Annotated in this window: 7 protein-coding genes; 1 reads left to right on the top strand and 6 read right to left on the bottom strand. The window is 71.1% G+C overall.

Annotation, left to right across the window (positions count from 1 at the left end; genetic code table 11):
- Nucleotides 1-92: 92 nt before the first annotated feature.
- On the top strand, nucleotides 93-326 hold the full coding sequence (locus VIB11_RS09595; RefSeq protein WP_332030668.1) for a hypothetical protein: 234 nt from the start codon (nucleotides 93-95) through the stop codon (nucleotides 324-326).
- Nucleotides 327-429: 103 nt separating this feature from the next.
- Here VIB11_RS09595 and VIB11_RS09590 read toward each other — a convergent pair whose 3' ends face one another.
- The 6 genes from VIB11_RS09590 to VIB11_RS09565 form a co-directional block, all read right to left on the bottom strand.
- Nucleotides 430-972, bottom strand: coding sequence for a hypothetical protein (locus VIB11_RS09590; protein WP_332030666.1), 543 nt, complete (start codon nucleotides 970-972; stop codon nucleotides 430-432).
- Between the two features lie 26 nt (nucleotides 973-998).
- Nucleotides 999-1,844, bottom strand: coding sequence for a hypothetical protein (locus VIB11_RS09585; protein ID WP_332030664.1), 846 nt, complete (start codon nucleotides 1,842-1,844; stop codon nucleotides 999-1,001).
- Between the two features lie 94 nt (nucleotides 1,845-1,938).
- Nucleotides 1,939-2,589 carry a GDSL-type esterase/lipase family protein gene (locus tag VIB11_RS09580; RefSeq protein WP_414695801.1) on the bottom strand — a complete coding sequence of 217 codons (651 nt, stop codon included), beginning with the start codon at nucleotides 2,587-2,589 and terminating at the stop codon, nucleotides 1,939-1,941.
- Nucleotides 2,590-2,593: 4 nt separating this feature from the next.
- Nucleotides 2,594-2,770 (bottom strand): DUF6104 family protein, encoded by a 177-nt coding sequence (locus VIB11_RS09575; RefSeq protein ID WP_332030660.1) that lies wholly within the window; start codon nucleotides 2,768-2,770, stop codon nucleotides 2,594-2,596.
- Between the two features lie 82 nt (nucleotides 2,771-2,852).
- Complete coding sequence (locus VIB11_RS09570) at nucleotides 2,853-4,181, bottom strand: DUF2252 domain-containing protein (protein ID WP_332030658.1); 1,329 nt, start codon at nucleotides 4,179-4,181, stop codon at nucleotides 2,853-2,855.
- Between the two features lie 159 nt (nucleotides 4,182-4,340).
- Nucleotides 4,341-6,915, bottom strand: a 2,575-nt coding sequence (locus VIB11_RS09565) for a multifunctional oxoglutarate decarboxylase/oxoglutarate dehydrogenase thiamine pyrophosphate-binding subunit/dihydrolipoyllysine-residue succinyltransferase subunit (protein WP_332030656.1), incomplete at its 5' end; no start/stop codon positions are given.

Genomic DNA, 6,915 nt, shown 5'->3' with positions numbered 1-6,915 from the left:
CCGCCACCGGCGCCATCAGCCGTTCGGCCGAGTTCCGCTGGGCCGTGGCGGTTTTCCGACGCTGACCTGCGCTCTTGACCTACGCTTTACCCGTGCGAAATCCCTTCGGAGCGGGTGACAAGCCCGTCATCGACCCCCGGTGGCAGGAGTATCTCGAGACCGACGAGTTCGGCGGCCGCGCGGCCCGGGCGCGCATCGGCGAGAGCCCTCACGAGCGCGAGCTGCGTGACCTGATGACGTCGATCGTCGCCCCCTGGCAGCGCGGAGACGCATCCTCCCGCGAGACGCTGATCCGCCTGCGGCGCCTGGCCGACCTCCAGCTCTGAGACCAGACCTCCGGCACCGAGACCAGACCTCCGGCACCGAGACCCACGGACGAGAGGTATGCCGCGTGGCCCGGCCACGCGGCATACCTCTGCCTGGGGGTGGTCAGCCGAAGATCGCCCGGCCCAGGAAGAACAGCCCGATCAGCGCGCTGGTGGCGACGATCGCCCCCGCGAAGATGACCGCGCCGCGCTGCTCGGCGCCCATCCGCTCCTTCCAGCCCGCGCGGCTCGCGGCGTCGCGGATGATGTTGCGGCCCTCGTTCGCGTTGAAGCGGTAGTCGACGACCTTGGTGAGCTGGCGGGTCTGCGCGTCGACGCCGTACTGCTTCTGGAAGCTGAGCTGGTAGACGCGGCCGCGCTTGAACGAGCGCTCGGCGTGCAGGCTGGGCGGGCTGCTCACGCCGGCCCCGGCGTTCCAGCGCACGGAGTTCTCGACGTCGGTGATCGACAGCGTCCTGGACTTGTCGTACGTGCGGACCTCGTAGGTGAACACGCGCTTGAGGCCGTTCTTGCGGATCAGCGTGTACCACTGCGCGTCCACGACGTCGATCGTCACGGTGAAGCCGTCCGGCGTCTCCTCGACGACGTACGGCGTGCCCTCGGTGGCCTCGCGGACCGAGGCGATCAGCTCCTGCGTTGCGCCCACGCGCGTGCCTCCCTCTAGGTGCTGCTCTAGGTGCGGCGCGACCTCCCCTGCTTCGTGGGCGGCGCCGACGGGTGTGGCGAACAGGCTAGTACCCCTTCTCCGGGCACATCGGACAGCTCCACCGATTCCGCCGGAAACCACCCCAGATGGCTCGCGTACCAGCGACCCGTGCTGGTCGTCAGCTCGCACACCACCCGCGTCCGGCCTCCGGCCCAGTTGCCCTGGCTCGAGTCGGGGGAGAGCGGGGCGTCGTCGCTCGGCGCAGTCCGCGCGACCGTCGGCCCGGTGAAGGTGCCCCAGGCGTAGAGGGGCTGCAGGGGTGGGGTCTCGGTGGGGGCGCTCTTGCCGAGGTCGGCCACCACCACGCCGTCGTCGGAGTACTGCAGGCGCACCTTCAGGCGGGCCTCCTCGACCAGGCCCTGCGGCGAGTCCCAGTCCGGCTGTCCGTCCGGCCCGCGCGCGGGCGTCCGGAAGACGCGGTAGTCGAAGGTGAACCAGTTGAACCGGTTCGCCGTCCGCCGCATCGGGGCGACCCGTTCGGCCATCGCGACGTCGGACCACGCGGCCAGGAACTCCTCGCGGCTGCGGCCCGCCTGCGCGTCAGGGCCCAGCGCCTCCCACGCCTGCTCCGGCTGCGTGCCGCCGGCCAGGCCCAGGTAGCCGTCGACCGCGGCCTGGGCGTCCGCCGCCGTGACCCGCTGCCACTGCTGGTCGCACTGCCCGCTCCACTGGAACACCGGCGCAGTCCAGCCCTGGCAGAACCACCGCTGGACGCTCGGCGTGGTGTACCAGAGCAGGACGAACGCGCCCAGAACCGCGACCACCGCCCAGAAGCGCAGCCGATGGCTCTTGCGCGCGCGCACGTCGAGCATGCCGTGCCTCCCCACTCACCCTGGGGGCAGGGTGACAGGACAGCGCCCGGATGGGTTCCCCCATCTGTCGGAGATGGAGGGGCCGAGATCGGCGTCAGGCGCTGATCTGCAACCAGTCGTACCAGCCGTTGTGCAGCACGAGCCAGGCGATCAGCCCGTAGCCCGCCTGCCCGGGGTGGTGCGCCACGCCGCTCGCCGCCAGGTCGGAGCGCCACTGCTCGTGGCCCAGCAGCGGCCGGTAGCAGTCGACGAACGGGACGCCGCGGCGCGAGCACACGTCGGCCTGCGCCTCGACGAGGACCTCGAGCTTGGCGTTGAGGTCGTGGTCGCCCGACGGCGGGGGGCTGACGACGAAGGTGCCGATGCCGGCGCTCGCCGCGTCGTCGAGGATGTTCGCGAGGTTGAGCCGGTGCCGGGCGAGCGTCACGCCGGTCGCGGCGTCGTTGCCCCCGACGGAGATGACCAGGCGCCTCTCGGAGCGGCCGGCCCACCGCGGCGGGCACTCGGTGCGCCACCGGTTCAGCACGTCGGCGGAGGTGTCGCCGCGCACCCCGAGGTTGTATGCCGTGAGCTCGAGGTCGGGGTGCTGCGTGCGCCCCACGACGCGGGAGACCCAGCCCTGCCCCTTCGGGTCGCCGACGCCCGCGACGAGCGAGGCGCCGATGAAGACCAGGCCCACGTCGCGCGGCCCGTCGGTGGCGACGTGGAACTCTGCGGACGGGGTGAACTCGGGCTCGGTGCTCAACGGATCAGTCCTCATCGTCATCGAGGCGGGCCAGCCAGGTGGCGAAACGCTCGATGGGCGTCTCGAAGTCGGGGTTCAGGTCGACGAACGTGCGCAGCTGCTCGGCCAGCCACTCGAGGGAGACCTCTTCCTCCCCGCGGCGGGCCGCGAGCTCCTCGATGCCCCGGTCGGTGAAGTACACGCCTGCGAGGCTATCGCGACCGGCGCCCGCCCCCGGAGGCGGCACGCGGCATACGGGCTGGTGGTGGGCCTGTCGGGTGGCGTCAGGCGGACGCGACGCCGATGCGGCCCTCGCGGAACGCCTCGACGAACAGCGCCCAGTCCTCGCGCACCCGCGCGGAGTAGGAGATGCCGAACTCGACGACGTCCTCGGTGAACTGCCGGCGGCGGCCCTCGAGGCAGCGGGCGATCACCTCCTCGGTCTGGAACTGCACCAGCGTCTGGTCGCTGTCCTCGTCGGCGGCGCAGTGCACCTTCGCGGTGGCCCGGCCCAGCAGGTCGACCACCGCGGCGATCTCGTCGGGCTCGGTGATGGAGTGCCACGCCAGGTCGACCTCGTACGGCGAGACCTCCGAGATGACGTAGCCGACGCCGTCGAGCGTGGTGTGGCCCAGCAGCGGGTCGGTGTGCACCTGCAGGGCCCGCTGGCTGACCACCGTGCGGTGGGCCTCGTGCTCGAAGTAGCCCTCCACGGTGCCGCGGTCGACGAACCGGCTGACGGCGGGGATGTTGGCCTGCTTCATCGACAGCACGACGTCGTTGTCGAGCGCCTGGCTGTAGCCCTCGACCAGCAGTGAGTAGGCGGGCAGGCCGGCGCTGCCGATGCCGAAGCCGCTGCTGCCGACCACGTCGACGAGGTCGTAGAACAGCGGGCGGTCGAAGCGCTTGTCCTGCGGGATGGTCTCGAGGTAGGCCTCGAAGGCCGTGACCACCCGGCGGCGCTCCGGTCGGCCGAGGCGGCGGACTCCGGGGCCGTCACGGAAGACCCGCTTGGCGCCGTCCTGGACGGTCATGTCGTCGAGCAGGTTGGCCCGGCGCCTGGTCCGGGCGTACATCAGCGCCGCGAGCACCGGCCCGTGCGTGTTGTCGAGGCGCAGCGCGAAGTCGAGGTCGTCGTCGCGGTGCAGGTAGTGGTTGAGCTGGCCGAGGTAGGCGCGCAGGTAGCGGGCGACGAGGCGGCGCACGTCGGCCTCGGGGAGCGCCTTCTGCCAGCCGAGCAGGGCCAGGCTCGCGGCGAAGCGCTTGAGGTCCCAGGTGTAGCGGCCGATGTAGGCCTCGTCGAAGTCGTTGATGTCGAAGACGAGCCGGCCGTCGGAGTTGAGGTAGGTGCCGAAGTTCTCGGCGTGCAGGTCGCCGTGGATCCAGATCCTGCTGCTCTCGTCGTCGACGTACGGGTCGTCGGCCCTGCTGAGGTCGCCGCCCGTGACGTCGGCGTAGAACAGGCAGGCGGTGCCCCGGTAGAACGCGTGCGGGTCGGCCGCCATCTTGCGGAACTTGGTGCGGAACGCCAGCGGGTCGGCCGCCATCAGCGGGGCGAAGGCGTCGCCCATGACGTCGATGATCTGCGCGGTGCGCTTGCTCGCTGTCGGCACCCTCGGACTCTAGGGGCCGTGGGCACCCTGCGCAGCCCCACGGCATACCGTCATCTCCACACGCTTCTGGCCACCCACTCGGCATGTTGGCGGTGATGAGCCGCCGTATGCCGTGTGAGTGGCCAGAAGTGCGAAGCGGGAGAGGGGGAGGCGCTGGGGTCAGCGGGCGAAGGCCGCCTCGATCAGCTCCTGCTGCTCGACCTGGTGCTTCTTGGTCGAGCCGGTGGCCGGGGAGGCCGACGCGCGGCGGGAGACGACCCGCAGCGGGCGGCTCTCGCCGAACTCCGCGAGCATGCCCGGCAGGTTGAGCGCCATGAACGGCCAGGCGCCCTGGTTCTGCGGCTCGTCCTGGACCCAGACGACGTCGGCGTTCGGGTACTCCCGCAGCTGGGCCGCGATGTCGTGGGCCGGGAGCGGCGCGAGCTGCTCGACCCGGACGATCGCGGTCTGCTGGTCGCCGGCCTTCTCGCGGGCCGCCTCGAGGTCGTAGACGACCTTGCCGCTCGCGAGCAGCACCCGGGTGACCGCGCCCTTGTCGAGCGGGGCGGTGTCGGGCAGGACCGGGCGGAAGGTGCCGGTCGTGAAGTCCTCGACCGCGCTCGAGGCCGCCTTGAGCCGCAGCATCGACTTCGGGGTGAAGACGATGAGCGGGCGGCGCGGCCGGGCGTAGGCCTGCCGGCGCAGCAGGTGGAAGTAGGACGCCGGGGTCGACGGGTAGGCGACCGTCATGTTGTCCTCGGCGCACATCTGGAGGAACCGCTCGATGCGCGCGGAGGAGTGGTCCGGGCCCTGGCCCTCGTAGCCGTGGGGGAGCAGCAGCACGACGGACGAGCGCTGGCCCCACTTCTGCTCCGAGGAGGAGATGAACTCGTCGACGACCGTCTGCGCGCCGTTGAAGAAGTCGCCGAACTGCGCCTCCCACAGCACGAGCGCGTCGGGCCGCTCGACGGAGTAGCCGTACTCGAAGCCCATCGCCGCGAACTCGGAGAGCAGGGAGTCGTAGACCCAGAAGCGGGCCTGGCCCTCGCCGAGGTAGAGCAGCGGCGTCCACTCCTCGGCCGTCACCTTGTCGATCAGGACCGCGTGGCGCTGGACGAACGTGCCGCGGCGGGAGTCCTGGCCGGCGAGGCGCACCGGGGTGCCCTCCTTGAGCAGGGAGCCGAACGCGAGGAGCTCGCCGGTCGCCCAGTCGATGCCGCCCTCGCGGACGGACTGCGCCCGCTTCTCCATGGCCTGCTTGAGCTTCGGGTGGACCGTGAAGCCGTGCGGCATGTTGACGAAGGCGTCGCCGATGTGCTCGAGCTCCTCGCGCGGCACGGCGGTGTCGGTGGCCGACCGGGTGGTCTGGTCGGCGGCCTGCGCGGTCGGCGGCTCGAGGCCGGAGTGGCCCTCGACGTCGGTGCCGGCCAGGGTCGGGTCGCTGCTCGCCGGGGCGGCGGCCGACTCCTTGATGGCCTCCTTGGTCTCGATGAACACCCGCTCGAGCTGCTGCTGGTAGTCGCGCAGCGCGGCCTCGGCGTCCTCGACGGAGATGTCGCCGCGGCCGATGAGCGCCTCGGTGTAGAGCTTGCGGACGCTGCGCTTGGCCTCGATGAGGTTGTACATCAGCGGCTGCGTCATCGACGGGTCGTCGCCCTCGTTGTGACCGCGGCGGCGGTAGCACACCATGTCGACGACGACGTCCTTGTTGAACTCCTGGCGGAACTCGAACGCGAGCTCGGCGACCCGCACGCAGGCCTCCGGGTCGTCGCCGTTCACGTGGAAGATCGGCGCCTGGATCATCCGGGCCACGTCGGTGGAGTAGGTGCTCGACCGCGAGGAGCTCGGCGAGGTCGTGAAGCCGACCTGGTTGTTGATGACGACGTGGATCGTGCCGCCGGTGCGGTAGCCGCGCAGCTGGCTCAGGTTCAGCGTCTCGGCGACGACGCCCTGGCCCGCGAACGCCGCGTCGCCGTGCAGCAGCACGGGCAGCACGGTGAAGTCCTCGCCGGCGAGGTTGAGGCGGTCCTGCTTGGCGCGGGCGATGCCCTCGAGCACCGGGTTGACGGCCTCGAGGTGGCTCGGGTTCGCGGCGAGGTAGACCTTGGTCTTGGAGCCGTCCTCGGTGACGAACTCGCCCTCGGTGCCGAGGTGGTACTTCACGTCGCCGGAGCCCTGCACCGAGCGCGGGTCCTGCTTGCCCTCGAACTCGCGGAAGATCTGGCCGTAGGACTTGCCCGCGATGTTGGCGAGCACGTTGAGGCGCCCCCGGTGCGGCATGCCGATGCAGACCTCGTCCATGTTCTCGGACGCGGCCCGGCACAGGATGCGGTCGAGCAGGGCGATGACCGACTCGCCGCCCTCGAGGGAGAACCGCTTCTGCCCGACGAACTTGGTCTGCAGGAAGGTCTCGAACGCCTCGGCGGCGTTGAGCTTGCGCAGGATCCGCAGCTGCTCGTCGGGGCTCGGCTTCGTGAACCCGACCTCGACCTTGGACTGGATCCACTCGCGCTGCTGCGGGTCCTGGATGTGCATGTACTCGGTACCGATGGTGCGGCAGTACGAGTCGCGCAGGATGCCCAGGATCTTGCGCAGCCTGAGCATCGGCTCGCCGCCGAAGCCGCCGGTGGCGAAGTCGCGCTCGAGGTCCCACAGGGTCAGGCCGTGGCTGGTGACGTCGAGGTCGGGGTGGCGGCGCTGGCGGTACTCCAGCGGGTCGGTGTCGGCCATGAGGTGGCCGCGCACGCGGTAGGCG

The sequence above is a fragment of the Pedococcus sp. genome, assembly GCF_036554925.1.
In the GTDB taxonomy this organism is placed as follows: Bacteria; Actinomycetota; Actinomycetes; order Actinomycetales; family Dermatophilaceae; genus Pedococcus_A.
Note: the sequence above shows the minus strand (reverse complement) of the source record. Positions and strands in the feature narration are given on the sequence as shown.

Bases quoted from the DNA above. Each gene is read 5' to 3' on its own strand.
- VIB11_RS09585 (WP_332030664.1), bottom strand. From the start codon at position 1,844: ATGCTCGACGTGCGCGCGCGCAAGAGCCATCGGCTGCGCTTCTGGGCG.